This is a genomic window from Pseudomonas persica, from assembly GCF_900291015.1.
In the GTDB taxonomy this organism is placed as follows: domain Bacteria; phylum Pseudomonadota; class Gammaproteobacteria; order Pseudomonadales; family Pseudomonadaceae; genus Aquipseudomonas.
Map to the genome: position 1 here is coordinate 60,001 of NZ_OLKL01000008.1, position 14,087 is coordinate 74,087.

17 protein-coding genes are annotated in these 14,087 nt (G+C 65.3%); 8 read left to right on the forward strand and 9 right to left on the reverse strand.

Features of this window, described 5'->3' with window-relative positions:
• Window positions 1-36 precede the first annotated feature (36 nt).
• Entirely contained in the window at window positions 37-921 is an 885-nt protein-coding gene (locus FQ664_RS02980; protein ID WP_144170341.1) for a sugar nucleotide-binding protein, read from the forward strand.
• Window positions 914-1,846, forward strand: a complete 933-nt coding sequence (locus tag FQ664_RS02985; RefSeq protein WP_144170342.1) for an NAD-dependent epimerase/dehydratase family protein — start codon at window positions 914-916, stop codon at window positions 1,844-1,846. Before FQ664_RS02980 ends, FQ664_RS02985 begins: the two co-directional genes overlap by 8 nt.
• 305 nt (window positions 1,847-2,151) lie before the next feature.
• On the opposite strand, the gene FQ664_RS02990 is transcribed toward FQ664_RS02985, so the two are convergent.
• Window positions 2,152-2,595, reverse strand: coding sequence for a winged helix-turn-helix transcriptional regulator (locus tag FQ664_RS02990; RefSeq protein WP_144170343.1), 444 nt, complete (start codon window positions 2,593-2,595; stop codon window positions 2,152-2,154).
• A gap of 102 nt (window positions 2,596-2,697) precedes the next feature.
• Between FQ664_RS02990 and FQ664_RS02995 the strand changes: the two genes are divergently transcribed.
• Window positions 2,698-3,903, forward strand: a complete 1,206-nt coding sequence (locus tag FQ664_RS02995) for an MFS transporter (RefSeq protein WP_144170344.1) — start codon at window positions 2,698-2,700, stop codon at window positions 3,901-3,903.
• On the opposite strand, the gene FQ664_RS03000 is transcribed toward FQ664_RS02995, so the two are convergent.
• The 5 genes from FQ664_RS03000 to FQ664_RS03020 form a co-directional block, all read right to left on the reverse strand.
• Window positions 3,891-4,574 carry an OmpW/AlkL family protein gene (locus FQ664_RS03000; protein WP_144170345.1) on the reverse strand — a complete coding sequence of 228 codons (684 nt, stop codon included), beginning with the start codon at window positions 4,572-4,574 and terminating at the stop codon, window positions 3,891-3,893. The two genes, FQ664_RS02995 and FQ664_RS03000, sit on opposite strands and share 13 nt — an antisense overlap.
• A 109-nt stretch (window positions 4,575-4,683) precedes the next feature.
• Complete coding sequence (locus tag FQ664_RS03005) at window positions 4,684-5,196, reverse strand: DUF3299 domain-containing protein (protein WP_144170425.1); 513 nt, start codon at window positions 5,194-5,196, stop codon at window positions 4,684-4,686.
• A gap of 126 nt (window positions 5,197-5,322) precedes the next feature.
• Window positions 5,323-6,588 carry an ABC transporter permease gene (locus FQ664_RS03010; RefSeq protein ID WP_144170346.1) on the reverse strand — a complete coding sequence of 422 codons (1,266 nt, stop codon included), beginning with the start codon at window positions 6,586-6,588 and terminating at the stop codon, window positions 5,323-5,325.
• Window positions 6,588-7,298 carry an ABC transporter ATP-binding protein gene (locus tag FQ664_RS03015; protein WP_144170347.1) on the reverse strand — a complete coding sequence of 237 codons (711 nt, stop codon included), beginning with the start codon at window positions 7,296-7,298 and terminating at the stop codon, window positions 6,588-6,590. Before FQ664_RS03015 ends, FQ664_RS03010 begins: the two co-directional genes overlap by 1 nt.
• A complete protein-coding gene (locus FQ664_RS03020) occupies window positions 7,299-7,877 on the reverse strand; it encodes a DUF2796 domain-containing protein (RefSeq protein WP_144170348.1) in 579 nt (192 codons plus the stop codon). It lies immediately after the preceding gene.
• 130 nt (window positions 7,878-8,007) lie between these two features.
• Between FQ664_RS03020 and FQ664_RS03025 the strand changes: the two genes are divergently transcribed.
• Complete coding sequence (locus tag FQ664_RS03025; RefSeq protein ID WP_144170349.1) at window positions 8,008-8,352, forward strand: hypothetical protein; 345 nt, start codon at window positions 8,008-8,010, stop codon at window positions 8,350-8,352.
• Window positions 8,353-8,487: 135 nt separating this feature from the next.
• Here FQ664_RS03025 and trxA read toward each other — a convergent pair whose 3' ends face one another.
• Genes trxA through FQ664_RS03040 form a run of 3 tightly spaced genes read right to left on the reverse strand, consistent with a single transcriptional unit; the run spans window position 8,488 to window position 10,516 of the window.
• A complete protein-coding gene (trxA, locus tag FQ664_RS03030) occupies window positions 8,488-9,360 on the reverse strand; it encodes a thioredoxin (RefSeq protein ID WP_144170350.1) in 873 nt (290 codons plus the stop codon).
• A 31-nt stretch (window positions 9,361-9,391) separates the two neighbouring features.
• Window positions 9,392-10,063, reverse strand: coding sequence for a class I SAM-dependent methyltransferase (locus FQ664_RS03035; protein ID WP_144170351.1), 672 nt, complete (start codon window positions 10,061-10,063; stop codon window positions 9,392-9,394).
• A complete protein-coding gene (locus FQ664_RS03040; RefSeq protein WP_144170352.1) occupies window positions 10,064-10,516 on the reverse strand; it encodes a YbaY family lipoprotein in 453 nt (150 codons plus the stop codon).
• Between the two features lie 106 nt (window positions 10,517-10,622).
• On the opposite strand from FQ664_RS03040, the gene nrdR reads away from it, so the two are divergent.
• The 4 genes from nrdR to ribBA are packed head-to-tail and all read left to right on the forward strand — an operon-like array spanning window position 10,623 to window position 14,038.
• Entirely contained in the window at window positions 10,623-11,087 is a 465-nt protein-coding gene (nrdR, locus tag FQ664_RS03045) for a transcriptional regulator NrdR (protein WP_009685710.1), read from the forward strand.
• Between the two features lie 2 nt (window positions 11,088-11,089).
• On the forward strand, window positions 11,090-12,220 hold the full coding sequence (gene ribD / locus FQ664_RS03050) for a bifunctional diaminohydroxyphosphoribosylaminopyrimidine deaminase/5-amino-6-(5-phosphoribosylamino)uracil reductase RibD (RefSeq protein ID WP_144170353.1): 1,131 nt from the start codon (window positions 11,090-11,092) through the stop codon (window positions 12,218-12,220).
• 42 nt (window positions 12,221-12,262) lie between these two features.
• A complete protein-coding gene (locus tag FQ664_RS03055; protein ID WP_003255399.1) occupies window positions 12,263-12,928 on the forward strand; it encodes a riboflavin synthase in 666 nt (221 codons plus the stop codon).
• Between the two features lie 18 nt (window positions 12,929-12,946).
• Window positions 12,947-14,038: a bifunctional 3,4-dihydroxy-2-butanone-4-phosphate synthase/GTP cyclohydrolase II gene (ribBA, locus tag FQ664_RS03060; RefSeq protein ID WP_016484697.1), complete on the forward strand. Its 1,092-nt coding sequence runs from the start codon at window positions 12,947-12,949 to the stop codon at window positions 14,036-14,038.
• Window positions 14,039-14,087: the final 49 nt, after the last annotated feature.

A 14,087-nucleotide genomic window follows, 5' to 3' on the forward strand; every position in this document is an offset into this window, starting at 1 on the left:
TTTCCTTCAATCAACCTCTCCGGATCTGCTGACTCTATGCGTATGCGCCTAATGCTGTTGGGTGGTGGCAATGCCCTCGGGCAAGCGCTGATTCGTCTTGGGGCCGAGGAGGACATCGCATTCCTGGCGCCGCGCCCGCCCGAGAACGGCTGGACGCCAGCCAGCCTCACCCAGCTGCTCGATGAGCATCGCCCCGATGCCCTGGTCAACCTGGCCTATTACTTCGACTGGTTCCAGGCCGAGTCGGTCAGCGAGCAACGCCTGGCTCAACAGGAGCGGGCGGTGGAGCGGTTGGCGGAGCTGTGCCAGCACCACCAGATCACCCTGGTGCAGCCTTCCAGCTACCGGGTGTTCGATGGCTCGCGGGCCACGGCCTACAGCGAAAAGGACGAGCCGGTGCCACTGGGCCTGCGTGGCCAGGCCCTGTGGCGCATCGAGCAGAGCGTGCGTGCGGCTTGCCCGCAACACGTGCTGTTGCGCTTTGGCTGGCTGCTCGACGAAAGCATCGACGGGGCGCTGGGCCGCTTCCTGACCCGCGCCGAGCAACCCCAGGAGCTGCTGCTGGCCGATGACCGGCGCGGCAACCCGACCCCGGTCGACGACGCCGCCCGGGTGATCCTGTCGGTGCTCAAGCAACTCGATTGCAGTGCGCCGTTGTGGGGCACCTACCATTACGCCGGCAACGAGGCGACCACGCCGCTGGCGCTGGGCCAGGCGATCCTTACCGAAGCAGGCCAGTATCGCCAGCTGGCCGTGCAGGCGCCGACGCCACAGGCCCATGCCGCACGGCCGGATGCCAGCGAAGAGCCGCAGCACGCAGTACTGGCCTGCAAGAAAATCCTTAACACCTTCGGCATCAAGCCGCGTGCCTGGCGCGCCGGCCTGCCGCCCCTACTGGACCGGTTCTACCGCCATGGCTGACGCCCCCATCCTGATCACCGGCGGTGCCGGCTTCATTGGCTCCCACCTGTGCGATGCGTTGTTGGACAAAGGCTACGCCGTACGCATTCTCGACGACTTCTCCACTGGCCAGCGGGGCAACCTGCAGGTCGGCCACCCACGGCTGGAACTGGTTGAAGGCGATGTCGCCGATGCCGGGCTGGTCACGCAGGTTGCGGCTGGCTGCAGTGCCGTGGTGCACCTGGCAGCGGTGGCCTCGGTGCAGGCCTCGGTCGACGACCCGGTACGGACCCACCAGAGCAATTTCATTGGCACCCTCAACGTGTGCGAGGCCATGCGCGTGCATGGCCTGCGCCGGGTGTTGTTCGCCTCCAGTGCGGCGGTGTATGGCAACAATGGCGAAGGCGAGTCGATTGCCGAAGACACCCCCAAGGCGCCACTGACCCCCTATGCCGTGGACAAGCTGGCCAGTGAGCAGTACCTGGACTTCTACCGTCGCCAGCATGGCCTGGAGCCGGTGGTGTTCCGCTTCTTCAATATCTTCGGGCCGCGCCAGGATCCGTCCTCGCCGTATTCCGGGGTGATCAGCATCTTCTCCGAGCGTGCTGTGCAGGGTTTGCCGATTACAGTGTTCGGTGATGGTGAGCAGACCCGGGACTTCCTCTACGTGGGCGACCTGGTGCAGGTGATGGTGCAGGCGCTGGAGCAGCCGCAGGTCGAGGAAGGGGCGGTGAATATCGGCCTCAACCAGGCCACTTCGTTGAACCAGTTGCTGACGGCGCTGGAGAAGGTGGTGGGTAGCTTGCCGGCGATCAGCTATGTTGCAGCACGTGCGGGTGACATTCGCCATTCGCGGGCGGATAACCAGCGCTTGCTGGCGCGGTTCGATTTTCCGCAGGCGACACCGATTGTCGAGGGGCTGGCGCGGCTTTTGGGTAAGGGCTGAAATCCCTGGGGGCGCTTTGCGCCCCTATCGCCGGCAAGCCAGCTCCCAGAGCGAGGACGCGGTCCCTGTGGGAGCTGGCCCAGCCCTTTGGGCTGCGCTGTCGCATAGAAAACTGAATTCGCAAGCGGTCCGTGCATCCTGTGGGAGCGGCTTTAGCCGCGAAGAATCCAACGCGGTGCATGGCACCGGCTGCGCCGGTGTTCGCGGCTAAAGCCGCTCCCACAGGGGCCCTGCTAATTCAACCAGTTATGTGCAGTTCTATGAGAGCTGGCTTGCCGGCGATGGGCTGCGCAGCAGCCCCGAAATCACCCATGCCGCACAACTCTGCGCAGGCAATCCTCAGCCGTCAGTACCCGTCCATCTTGCGCCCGCACTTGCAGTGTCTCAATGGCCAGACCTTTGGCACCATCCACCAACTCCGAACGCACCTCACCCGCCTCGAACAGAAACCGCTCCCCCCACTGCCTCAAGCCAACCACCACCGGAAACACCGATCGCCCTTTCTCGGTCAGTACATACTCCTTGTAGGCACTGCCATCCGACGCCGGCTGCAGCGTCAGCAGCCCGCTCTCTACCAGCCACTTGAGCCGAGAGGCAAGGATATTCTTCGCCAGCCCCAGGTTTTTCTGGAATTCACTGAAGCGCCGCAGGCCATCGAAGGCATCGCGCAGGATCATTAGCGCCCACCGGTCTCCCAGCACCTCCAGGGCCCGGGCTACGGGGCATTGCGCATTGTTTTCATCGAGCATGGGCGGGGCCTTTCGTGATCATCTGGTTGCAGATTAAAACCACATTTGCTAAATAGCCAGTATGTGGTTTCAATTCGAAACCAGGTTGACGAGGCCAGCCCGATGAACCCTGCGCTGACACGCTGGATAACCCTGCTGCTGGCCACCACCAGCGCCATGGCCGTGGCGACAGTGTATTTCGCCCAGCCTTTGCTCGAATCGATGGCCGCCGACCTGGGCGTGGCGCAGCAGCAGATCGGTTGGGTAGTTGGCGCGACCCAGGCGGGCTATGCCCTGGGGTTGTTGCTGATCGTGCCGCTGGGGGACTTGATCGACCGCAAGCGCCTGTTGCTCGGGCAGTTGCTGTGCTCGAGCCTGGCGCTGGTTGGTGTAGGTATGGCGCCGAACTGGGCGCTACTGCTGCTGGCCCTGGCCATCACTGGGCTGATGGCGGTCATGGTGCAGGTGATGGTGGCGCATGCAGCGAGCCTTGCCACCGCCGGCCAGCAAGGGCAGGCCGTGGGCAGCGTCACCAGCGGTGTGGTACTGGGCATTCTGCTGGCGCGGCTGGTCTCGGGCGGGCTTGCCGACCTGGCTGGCTGGCGCAGCGTGTACCTGTTTGCCGCAGGGCTGCTGATGCTGTTGGCCCTGGTGCTGTGGCGCAGCCTGCCCACGGGGCTGCCGGTGACGCTGCGGTCTGGCTACCGGGCGCTCATCGTTGCCCAGTTCAGGCTGTACCAGCACGATCGGTTGCTGCGTCAGCGTGGGCTGTTCGGCGTATTGATCTTCGCGGCGTTCAGCGTGCTGTGGAGTGCCATGGTCATGCCCCTGAGTGCCGTGCCATTGGCGCTGAGCCATACCGAGGTCGGTCTGTTCGGCCTGGCGGGTGTTGCCGGCACATTGGCGGCAGCGCGCGCCGGTCGCCTGGCCGACCAGGGGGCGGGGGAGCGCACCACCGGGTTGGCGCTGGTTCTGCTGGTGCTGTCATGGCTGCCTACGGCCTTCGTCGGGCATTCACTGCTGGCCTTCGGGCTGGGTGTGCTGATGCTGGACTTTGCCGTGCAGGCGGTGCATGTCACCAACCAGAGCCTGTTGCTGGCCGGGCGTGGTGCAATGGCCAGTCGGTTGATCGGCGCCTACATGTGCTGCTATTCGCTTGGCAGTGGGCTTGGGGCGGTGCTGGCGAGCTGGGTGTATGCCCATTGGGGTTGGGCAGCAGTGTGTGGGCTCGGGATGGGCATCAGCGCGGTCGCGTTGGGGTACTGGCTAGGGTTGCAACGAGCGAGGGCGGCCGAAGCCGCCCTGCAGTGTTCAGGTCAGAACTTGTAGCCAAGGCCGACCATGTACACCCACGGGTCGACATCGACGTCGACCTTGGTCTTGCTGTAGCCCAGTGCGGACGGGCCGTCGACGCTGGCCTTGGTGTCGATGTCGATGTACCAGATCGAGGCGTTGACCAGCAGGTTGTCGGTGAGCATGTAGTCCATGCCCAGCTGGCCGGCGAAACCGACCGAGTCCTGCAGCTTCAGATTGCTGAAGCCCTGCTGCTTGCGGGTGCCGCTGAGGTCTTCATCGAAGAACAGGGTGTAGTTGATGCCCACGCCGGCATACGGCTGGAACCTGGAAGTCGGTTCCATCGGGTAGTACTGCAGCGACAGGGTCGGTGGCAGTTGCTTGATGTCGGCCAGCTTGCCGTCCAGACCGCCGCCCAGGCCCTTGACGCCGACGGTGTGCTTGAACGGGGTGGCGGCCAGCAGTTCCAGGCCGACATGGTCGGTGAGCATGTAGGCAAAGGTCAGGCCCAGCTGGGTGTCGCTGTCCAGGGTCGCCTTGGTGCCCGAGACCTTGTTGCCATCGAACTTCAGGTCGCCGCTGCTTTCGTTGGGCGCGGTGGTGATGGCGCCGGCGCGGACGATGATATCGCCTGCCTGGTGGGCGTGGGCGGCAGGGGCCGCGAGCGCCAGGGCCGCGAGGGCGGCGCTGAGCAAGGACTTGTTCATGGAAGCTCCCAGAGGACGTGAGTAATCGAGTGGTCCAATGGTACGGATGCGCTTGAACAGAAAGTTTGACCCAGCTCAAAGAAGCGTCTTCACGAATTCGAAACAGATCTCACTTCAGCTCGTAAGCATATATTTTCTCGGCTTCCATCTGGTATCCGGCGTCGGCAAGTTCGCTGCTGGAGGCTCTAACCTGCAGCTTTCCCTCGATCCAGTAGGGTTGGTAGAGGTCTTCGATGCGCACGCCCATTTCGCTGAAAATGTGCACGATCTGGTTCGAGGGCGGTGGTGGCACGTGGATGCACGCGCCGTAGTAAGGGACCAGCAGGAATTCGGTGGTGCGGCCTTCTTCGCTCACTTCCAGCGGCACGATGTAGCCGGGCAGTCTGATCTGCTGGCCGTCGAGGCTTTTTACCACCGGGGCGGTGGGGGTCTGCTGGCGCGCCGGTGGGGCGGACTCGGCGGACAGGGCATTGCTGAGCTGCGACATGTCGTGCAGCGGCGCGAGTTGTGGCGGGATGACCGGGGCGCCTTCGGGAATAAGGGCGGGCCAGTCCAGTTCGCGCGGTTCGGCGGCCCAAAGAGGCATTGCTAGTGTCAGCAGCAGGATCAGCAGCGTCTGCAGTGCTGGCCTCTTCGCGGGTAAACCCGCTCCCACAGGTGCTGCACAGGCCTGGAATTTTGTGCTGAACCCTGTGGGAGCGGGTTTACCCGCGAAAAAGGCAGTGAGGTTTCTGATCATTACCGGCTCTCAGAGATGTATGGACAGGCCATCGGCCAGCGACTGCCGATAGGCCCGCCACGCCGGCACGCTGCCCATCAGCAGCGCGGCCCCCAGGATGATAGCCAGCAACGTCCATTCATGAGCGCTCGGCATGGCCAGCGGCAAATACAAACCATAGTTGGCCTGCACATACCCCTGGGCCAGGGCGATCCCCGCATACAGCAAGCCAAGCCCGGCGACGATCCCGACCGCCGCCAGCGACAGCGCCTCCAGCACCAGCAGCCCCGCGATATGCCATGGCCGTGCGCCAACCGAGCGCAATATCGCCATCTCCCGGCGGCGTTCGTTGAGGCTGGTGAGAATCGCCGTGAGCATGCCGATCAGGCCGGTCAGCACCACGAACAGCGAAACCACGAACAACGCCTGCTCCGCAGTGCCCATCAGGTTCCACAGCTCCTGCAGGGCTACCCCGGGCAGGATCGCCAGCAACGGTTCGCTGCGGTATTCATTGATCTCCCGCTGCAGGCTGAAGGTCGCGATCTTGCTGTTCAGGCCGAGCATGAATGCAGTGATGGCGGCAGGCTGCAGGTCCATGGTCCGTGCCTGCTCGGCGCTGATACGCCCGGCGCCGCGGGCCGGCACGCCGTTGTGCCAATCGATGTGGATGGCTTCCATGCCGCCCAGGCTGATATGCAGCGTGCGGTCGACCGGTGTGCCGGTGCGCTTGAGTACGCCGACCACGGTGAACGGCTTGTCGTCGTGCTTGACCAGGCTGATCGCTGCGACACCATGTGCCAGCACCAGTTTGTCGCCCAGTTTGTAGTGCAGTGCCTCGGCCACTTCGGCGCCGAGCACCACCTCGAACGGATCATCGGCAAACGCGCGGCCCTGGCTCAATTGCAGGTGCTGGCGGCGACCGTACTGGTAATGGCTGAAGTAGTCGTCGGTAGTGCCCATCACCCGATAACCGCGGTGCGAGTCGCCCAGCGAGATGGGGATGGCCCATTTCACCCGTGGGTCGTTGGCGTAGTGCTGGTAGCTGTCCCAGCGGATGTTGTTGGTGGCGTTGCCGATGCGGAACACCGAGTACAGCAGCAGGTTCACCGAGCCGGAGCGGGCACCGACGATCAGGTCGGTACCGCTTATGGTGCTGGCGAAGCTGGCCCTGGCCTCGGTGCGAACCCGCTCCACGGCCAGCAGCAGGCACACCGACAGGGCGATGGCAAAGGCGGTGAGGAATGCAGTGAAACGGCGGTTGGCCAGGCTGGCCAGGGCAAGGCGGATCAGGTACATCAGGCCTCCCGGGGCTTGGCGGCACGGTTGAGTTCGGCCAGCGACAGGTGGCGGTCGAACAGCGGCGCCAGGCTCTGGTCGTGGCTGACGAACAGCAGGCTGGCGCCAGCGGTGCGGCATTCATCAAACAGCAGGCGGATGAACGCTTCGCGGGTGTCGGCATCCAGCGCCGAGGTCGGTTCGTCGGCGATCACCAACTCGGGCTGGCCGATCAGTGCGCGGGCGGCGGCAACCCGTTGCTGCTGCCCGATCGACAGGCTGTCGGCGCGGCGGGCGAGCAGGGCGGGGTCGTCCAGGCCCAGGTGGGCCAGTAGCGTACTGGCCGCCTGGTCGACACTGCCATGACGCTGTTCGGCGCGGGCCTTGCGGCCGCGCGAGAAGCGGCAGGGCAGCTCGACGTTTTCGCGTACCGAGAGGAACGGCAGCAGGTTGAACTGCTGGAAGATGTAACCGGTGTGGTCGACCCTGAAGCGGTCACGAGCGCCTTGGCCCAGACTGCCGAGGTCCTGGCCGAGCAACTGGATACGGCCTTGGCCTGGCACGTTCACCCCGCCCAGCAGGCCCAGCAATGTGGTCTTGCCACTGCCGCTGGGGCCCTTGAGAAACAGAGCCTCGCCAGCTTCCAGGCGGAATGCCGGAATGTCCAGCAGCGCAGGCTGGCCCGGCCAGGCGAACACCAGGTCATTCAGTTCGATCAACGGCCGGCGCATTCAGAACGCGACCGCGGCCTTGGCCGGCGTGGTTACCAGGCCTTTCTGGCCGTTGGGGCCGATCAGTTGCACGTTGATTTTCTGAGTGGCCGGGAAGGCCTTGAACAGTGGCGCGAGGTCCAGCTGTGCCAGTTTGTCTGGGTTGGCGCAGGTCAGCTGGTAGTGGGCGCCGATGTCGCTGTGCGGGTGGTCGTGCTCGTGCTCGTCACCATCGTCGTCGGCTTTCGGGGCGTCACCGAACAGCGGGCTTTCCAGTTCCTGCTGGTCTTCCTTGCAACCGGCGGCAGCGGGCAGGCCGAACAGCGTCAGCGGTTGCTCGAGCTGTTGGCGCACCGCTGCGACCTTGGCCTTGTCGGCGTCGCTGTTAGCGGCGTGTTCGAAGCCGACCAGGTTCATTGCCGGGCTGTCCAGCTCCAGCTCCAGGGTGTTGCCATCGAGCACGGCGTCGAGCTTGGCCACGCCATGTTCGTGGGCGCCGAGGGTGCCGTGGGCGTGGTCGTGATCATGGTCATCAGCGTGGGCATGGGCCACGGCCAGGGGCAGCAAGGCGAAGGGCAGGGCGAGCAACAGGCGACGCATGGACGACTCCGGAGCGGGTGGGAAGATTGGGTTATGTTATAACAACTTTTGCGCACGCTGCCAGCCTGCGTGGCTCAGGTTTCATGTTGGGGTAGCATGGTGGCATTGACTTGGGTTCAAGGAATGCAGCATGAGAATTCGTGGACAGATTGGTGACTGGCCTGTGGATCTGACCATCGAGCTGGCCCCTGAAGAGTGGGCGCAACTGGGGCGGCAGATCGAATTGCCCGCGGTGGCGCATACCCCAGCAACGGAAACCGTGGCGACAACTCGGCAGGATGATGGGCAATGGACTGCGGCGCGTGAGGTGTTGCGCCTGGCGGGGCAGATGAACGGGCCGGAATTGCTTGATCGGCTGGAGGGGCTGGCGGGGAGTACGGCGGCGGGCAAGCGGCTGCTGGTGCGCTTGCGGCATAGCAGTGAGGTGAAGGTGGAAAGTGGCGTGGATGCGCCGGTTTATCACTGGGTGGGATAAATCTGTATTGCCTGGTCTGGCCTATTCGCGGGTAAACCCGCTCCCACAGGATTTCACCGCACTTGGGACCTGTGCAGTACCTGTGGGAGCGGGTTTACCCGCGAACGAGGGCGAAGCCCTCGTAACGGCCTCAGGTCAGAACATCGCCGCCGACAACTTGCGACGATACACGCCAACCAGCGGGTGATCACCGCCCAGCAGCTCGAACACCTGCAGCAACGCCTTCTGCGGCAAGCCGTTCTCATAGGCACGGTTACGCTGGAACAGCTTCAGCAACCCCTCCAGCGCCGCTTCATACTGCTGGCGCGCCAGTTGCTGGATGCTCAGCTGATAAGCCGCTTCATCATCCTGCGGGTTCTGCGCCAGGCGGCTCTTGAGGTCGGCCACTTCCGGCAGGCTGGCAGCCTGGCGCAGGAAGGTCAGCTGGGCCTTGGCGCCGGCCAACGCAGCCTTGTGCTCGTCGGTCTTGACCGCATCCAGCACCACCTGGGCTTCACCCAGCTCCCCGCGTTCGGCCAGGCAGCGGGCGTACAGGATCAGCGCCTCGGCATTGCTGTTGTCCTCACCCAGCAGCGCCTGCAACAGCGCTTCGGCCTCGGCAAAGCGGCTTTCGGCAAACAGCGCCTTGGCCTGCTCCAGCGGCGATGCGCTGGGTGCGGCAGGCAACGGCACGTGTGGCTCGAGCATGGCACGAATCGCCGACTCCGGCTGCGCACCGGCAAAACCGTCTACCGGCTGGCCGTCCTTGAACAGCACCACGGTTGGCAGGCTGCGGATGCCGAACTGGGCAACCACCTGTTGCTCCACGTCGCAGTTGATCTTGGCCAGCAGCAGCTCGCCCTGGTAGCCCTCGGCGATCTTCGCCAGCAGCGGCATCAGTGCCTTGCATGGCGCACACCACTCGGCCCAGAAGTCCACCAGCACCGGCTTATGGAAGGAGTTCTCGATTACCAGTTGCTGGAAGGTGGCATCGGTGGCGTCGAAAATGTAAGGCGTGTCTTGGGTCATCGCGACTCTCGCAAACTCGTGAATGGCACCACTATAAGGTCTTGCGGCTGGCGTGGTACAGGTTGACCCGGCGGAATTCGTGCGGCTCGGCCAGGTCCGGCAGGGTCAGTGCTTCGAGCACGCCCAGCGGCTGGTACAGCGGGTGGCTGAAGTCGCGTACCCGCGAGTCGGCCACCAGCGCCTGGCGCCCGCGGTCGAGGAAGGCATCCAGCAGCGGCAGGTTGGCGCGGTCGTACAGCACATCGGCCACCAGGATCAGGTCGAAGCGGTCGTCCTCGGCGAAGAAATCGCCGCTGTAGCCCAGTTCCACCCCATTCAGCGCGGCATTCGCGCGGCAGGCATCGAGGGCCAGCGGGTCGAGGTCGCAGGCCACCACTTCCAGCGCACCGGCGCGGGCGGCGGCAATGCCGGCGATACCGGAGCCGGCGCCAAAATCCAGCACGCGCTTGCCGGCTACCCACTCCGGGCGCTCGGCCAGGTAACGCGCCATGGCCAGGCCGCTGGCCCAGCAGAAGCTCCAGTAGGGCGGTTCTTCAAGAATGCGTCGGGTCTCCTCGCTGCTGAAGGCACGGTCCATGTTCTGGTCGTCGATCAGCCACAGCTTCAGGTCGCAGCCGGGCAGCTCGCTGACGATCAGGCGTGCTTCGCCGATCAGGCCGCTGAGGGCCTGTTGCAGGGGCTGTTGTAGGGAGACTGGCGCCACTTACGGCGCCTTCTCGAAACGCAGCGGGCCGGTGGCCTGGGTCTGCGCCTGGGTAATGCGCACCGGCGGCAGGTGCATGATCAGTTGACCGGAGCGGCTGGCGCGGCCCCGCAGCTCGACCCGGGCACCGGCGGGGAACGCTTCGGGGTTGAAGCGCAAGTGGTAGGGCAAGGCCTGGCCAGTGCCGGTCAGGTTGCTGCTGGCCAGCAGGCGTTGGGGGCGGTCGCGTTCGTCGATGACCAGCAAGGCCAGCTCCACGTCGGCACCGGCCGGGATTTCCAGCAAGGTGCCGCTCAGCTCGCGCTGGTAGGCCGGCAGCGGGCCCAGTACTGCGGCCGGCTTGGCCGTGCGGGCTGGCGTGGGGGCCGGAGGGGTGTCGGGCTTCGGCCTGTCGCTGCCGCAGGCGGCGAGCAGGGCGGCGCAGCACAGCACGACGAGCGCTCGGTAGTGCATTGGGTAGTCCTTCACGGGCAGATTTCCCATGGATGTTAACCCCTTTGGCTTGTCTTGCCAGTGGGATGCGCTACCATGGCCCTCCCTTTTTTTGTTGCCTGCCACCATGCACTGTCCCTTTTGCGGTGCCAACGACACCAAGGTCATCGACTCTCGCCTCGTCGCCGAAGGCGAGCAGGTGCGCCGCCGCCGCGAATGCGTCGCCTGCGGTGAGCGCTTCACCACCTTCGAAACCGCCGAGCTGGTGCTGCCCCGGCTGATCAAGCAGGACGGCACGCGCCAACCCTTCGACGAAGATAAGCTACGCGCCGGCATGCAGCGGGCACTGGAAAAACGCCCGGTCAGCGTCGAGCGCCTGGAAGCGGCGCTGGCGCATATCAAGAGCCGCCTGCGTGCCACCGGTGAACGCGAAGTCAAATCGCTGGTGGTGGGTGAAATGGTCATGGCCGAGCTGCGCAAGCTCGACGAAGTGGCCTATATCCGTTTCGCCTCGGTTTACCGGCGCTTCCAGGACCTTGACGAGTTCCGCGAAGAAATCGACCGCCTGGCTCGCGAGCCGGCTAAAGAGTGAACATGCCCAGCCAAGCTGCCGTCCTCGACGCCCACTACATGGCCCGCGCGCTGGAGCTGGCGCGCAAGGGCCTGTACACCACCCACCCGAACCCGCGGGTAGGCTGCGTGATCGTGCGCGATGGCAAGGTGGTCGGCGAAGGCTGGCATGTGCGCGCGGGTGAGCCGCATGCCGAAGTGCACGCCCTGCGTCAGGCCGGTGAGCATGCCCGTGGCGCTTGCGCCTATGTCACCCTCGAGCCGTGTAGCCATCATGGCCGCACGCCGCCGTGCGCCGAAGCGCTGGTCAAGGCCGGCGTGGCGCGGGTGGTGGCCGCCATGCAGGACCCCAACCCGCAAGTGGCGGGGCAGGGCCTGCGGCGCCTGGCCGAGGCTGGCATCGAAGTGGCCAGCGGCGTGCTCGAGGCCGAGGCCCGTGCACTCAACCCCGGTTTCCTCAAACGCATGGAAAGCGGCCTGCCGTTCGTTCGCGCCAAGCTGGCCATGAGCCTGGATGGCCGCACCGCCATGGCCAGTGGCGAAAGCCAGTGGATCACCGGCCCGGCCGCCCGCTCGGCGGTGCAGCGCCTGCGCGCCCGTTCCAGCGTGGTGCTGACCAGCGCTGCCAGCGTGTTGGCCGATAATGCGCGGATGACCGTGCGCGGCGCCGAGCTGGGCCTGGATGCCGAAACCACCGCCCTGGCACTCAGCCGCACACCGCTGCGCGTGCTGGTCGATGGTCGCCTGCGCCTGCCGCTGGCTGCACCGTTCTTCCAGGCCGGCCCGGCCCTGGTGGTGACCGCTGTCGCAGATGACCCGCGCTATGCCGCTGCTGGCCACGAACTGCTCAGCCTGCCGGGTGACAATGGCCAGGTAGACCTGCCGGCGCTGCTGCAGGTCCTGGCGGCCCGTGGCGTCAACGAAGTTCTGCTGGAAGCCGGTGCCGGCCTGGCCGGCGCCTTGGCCCGGCAAGGCCTGATCGACGAGTACCAGTTGTTCGTCGCCGGCACCTTCCTCGGTTCCCAGGCCCGCCCGCTGCTGGACTGGCCACTGGACAAGATGAACGAAGCGCCGCGGCTGAAAATTATCGAAATGCGCGCAGTGGGCGATGACTGGCGGGTCACGGCCATCCCCCTGCCGGCGCCCGGCGTATAATGCCGGGCTTGCCCCGCGCAAACCGTTTTTGAGGAAGACCCCATGTTCACCGGCATCATCGAATCCATCGGCACCATCCGCAGCCTGACCCCCAAGGGTGGCGACGTGCGCGTCTACGTCGAAACCGGCAAACTCGACCTGGGTGACGTCAAGCTCGGCGACAGCATCGCCGTCAACGGCGTGTGCCTGACCGCCGTCGAACTGCCGGGCGACGGCTTCTGGGCCGACGTCAGCGTCGAAACCCTCAAGCGCACCGCCTTCATCGACCTCAAGAGCGGCAGCAAGGTCAACCTGGAAAAAGCCCTGACTCCCACCACCCGGCTGGGCGGGCACCTGGTCAGCGGCCACGTCGACGGGGTCGGCGAAATCATCTCGCGCAGCGATAACGCCCGCGCCATCCAGTTCCGCGTGCGTGCACCGAAGGAGCTGGCCAAGTACATCGCCCACAAGGGTTCGATCACCGTCGACGGCACCAGCCTGACGGTCAACGAGGTCAATGGCGCCGAGTTCGAGCTGACCATTGTCCCGCACACCCTGTCCGAAACCATCATGGCCGACTACCGTGCAGGGCGTCGGGTGAACCTTGAGGTCGACCTGCTGGCCCGTTACCTGGAGCGTTTGCTGCTGGGTGACAAGGCCGCCGAACCGAGCAAGGGCAGTGGCATTACCGAAAGCTTCCTGGCCGCCAACGGCTTCTTGAAATCCTGATTGAGAAGGGGGTGCCGCGTGGCGCTCAACAGCATCGAAGAACTGGTCGAAGACATCCGCCAGGGCAAAATGGTCATCCTCATGGATGACGAAGACCGCGAGAACGAAGGCGACATCATCATGGCAGCCGAGTGCTGCCTGCCCGAGCACATCAACTTCATGGCCAAGCACGCCCGTGGCCTGATCTGCATGCCGATGACCCGCGAGCGTTGCGAAACGCTGAAGCTGCCGCTGATGGCGCCGCGCAACGGTTCGGGCTTCGGCACCAAGTTCACCGTGTCGATCGAAGCCGCCGAAGGTGTCACCACCGGCATCTCCGCCGCTGACCGCGCGCGCACCGTGCAGGCGGCCGCCGCCAAGGATGCCAAGGCCGAAGACATCGTCAGCCCTGGTCACATCTTTCCGCTGATGGCCCAGCCTGGCGGCACCCTGGCCCGTGCCGGCCACACCGAGGCAGCCTGCGACCTGGCGCGCATGGCCGGTTTCGAGCCGAGTGGCGTGATCTGCGAAGTGATGAACGACGACGGCACCATGTCGCGCCGCGCCGAGCTGGAGGTGTTCGCCGCCGAGCACGGCCTGAAGATCGGCACCATCGCCGACCTGATCCACTACCGCATGATCCACGAGCGCACCGTGCAGCGCGTTTCCGAGCAGCCGGTGGAGAGCGAGCTGGGCGAGTTCAACCTGGTCACTTACCGCGATGCGGTGGAAGGCGACGTGCACATGGCCCTGACCCTGGGCAAGATCTGCGCCGAAGAGCCGACCTTGGTGCGCGTGCACAACATGGACCCGCTGCGCGACCTGCTGCTGGTCAAGCAACCAGGGCGCTGGAGCCTGCGTGCCGCCATGGCCGCCGTGGCCGAGGCCGGCAGCGGCGTGGTATTGCTGCTGGGCCACCCGCTGGACGGCGACGTGCTGCTGGCGCACATCCGCGAAAGCGCCGGCGATGCACCCGCCAAGGCACCGACTACCTACAGCACCGTGGGTGCCGGTTCGCAGATCCTGCGTGACCTCGGTGTGCGCAAGATGCGCCTGATGAGTTCGCCGATGAAGTTCAACGCGATATCCGGATTCGATCTGGAAGTTGTAGAATACGTGCCCTCCGAGTGACTTGAGGCGGCAGTGACGCCCTCCAGCTCGAGTCCATACCCCTGTCGAG